Source organism: Pseudomonas agronomica (assembly GCF_025917275.1).
Lineage (GTDB): Bacteria > Pseudomonadota > Gammaproteobacteria > Pseudomonadales > Pseudomonadaceae > Aquipseudomonas > Aquipseudomonas agronomica.
Genome location: NZ_JAOSHO010000782.1, coordinates 1 through 1574, shown reverse-complemented (window position 1 = coordinate 1574; position 1574 = coordinate 1). Strand labels below are relative to the sequence as shown.

At 64.3% G+C, this 1574-nt stretch carries 1 protein-coding gene; it reads left to right on the top strand.

Annotated elements, in window-relative coordinates; all coding sequences use genetic code 11:
• The coding region (locus tag OC610_RS27090) for a Na+/H+ antiporter (RefSeq protein WP_264432418.1) at positions 1 to 1566 on the top strand (1566 nt) is incomplete at its 5' end.
• Between the last annotated feature and the right edge of the window lie 8 nt (positions 1567 to 1574).

Below are 1574 nucleotides of genomic sequence, written 5' to 3'. Positions count from 1 at the left end.
CCGCTGCCGTTGCCCCTGGTGCAGATCGCTGCCGGTGCCGTGCTGGCCTGGCCTTCGCTGGGGCTGCATGTGGCGCTTGATCCCGAGTTGTTCCTGTTTTTGTTCTTGCCGCCGCTGCTGTTCTCCGACGGTTGGCGGATGCCCAAGCGCGAGCTCTGGCGCCTGCGTGGGCCGGTCCTGACGCTGGCGGTGGGGCTGGTTCTGTTCACGGTGGTGTTGGCGGGTTATTTCATTCATTGGTTGCTGCCCGATATCCCGTTGCCGGTGGCCTTCGCCTTGGCGGCTGTCCTGTCGCCGACCGACGCCGTGGCGGTCTCGGCAATTGCCCGGGATCGCTTGCCCGCACCGTTGATGCACATGCTCCAGGGCGAAGCGTTGATGAACGATGCGTCGGGCCTGGTGACCTTCAAGTTCGCCCTGGCAGCGGCAATCACCGGCGTGTTTTCCCTGGCGGGGGCGAGCCTGGCCTTCGTCCTGGTGGCGGTCGGCGGCCTGTTGGTGGGCGTGGCGCTGAGTTGGCTGATGGGTCGCTTGCGCGCCTGGATGATTGCTCGAGGCTGGGACGATCCGGCGACCCACGTGGTGTTCATGTTGTTACTGCCGTTTGCCGCCTATGTGCTGGCTGAACGCCTGGGCGCCTCGGGCATTCTCTCGGCGGTAGCGGCGGGGATGATGCAGAGCTGGCTCGACCTGCTGCCGCGCCAGACGGGCACGCGGCTGCTCAATCGCAGCGTCTGGGCGTTGCTGGAATTCGCCTTCAACGGCCTGATCTTCCTGCTGCTGGGCTTGCAATTGCCGGACATTATCAAGGCGGTGACCAGCCACGAGACGACGTTGTGGCCAACACTGTTTTATCGCTGCCTGGAGGTGGTGGCGATTTTCCTGGTGTTGCTGGTGCTGCGGTTTGTCTGGGTGCAAAGCATCTGGCGCGTGTCCGGGCTGTTGCGCCGCTGGCGCGGCAAGGGCGAGCTGACCCTGGTGCCGACGGCACGTTCCTGCTGGTTGTTGACCTTCGGCGGGGTGCGCGGGGCGGTGACGCTGGCGGGCGTCCTGTCGGTGCCGTTGTTGTTGAGCGCCGGTGTTGAATTCCCGGAGCGCGACTTGCTGATCTTCATTGCCGCCGGGGTGATCCTGTTGTCGCTGATCGCGGCCTGCATCGCCCTGCCGATGCTGCTGCGTGGCATCGAGAAAAGTCCTGACGACAAGCGCCGAAACGAAGTCCGCGAGGCGTGGCGCAAAACCGCTGAGGCGGCGATTCACGCGCTGGAAGTCGAAGAACCAAGCGTTGCACCGGACGCGGCCCAGGCTGCGCTGGCGACGGAGGTCAAGGCGCGGTTGATGTCCGAGTATCGCCATCAGCTCGAGGTATTCAACGACTCAGCCGAAGCCCAGGCGCTGGCGTTCGAGATGGATTTGCTGGAGCGTCGGCTGCGGTTGAAGGCCTATCGGGCGCAGCGGTTGGAGTTGTATCGGCTTAGTCGTGAACACCAGATTGGCGATGATGTGTTGCGGGAGGTGCTGGGGGAGCTGGATTTGGCGGAGGCGAATTTGGGGTTGGGTAAGTAGCAGCCATG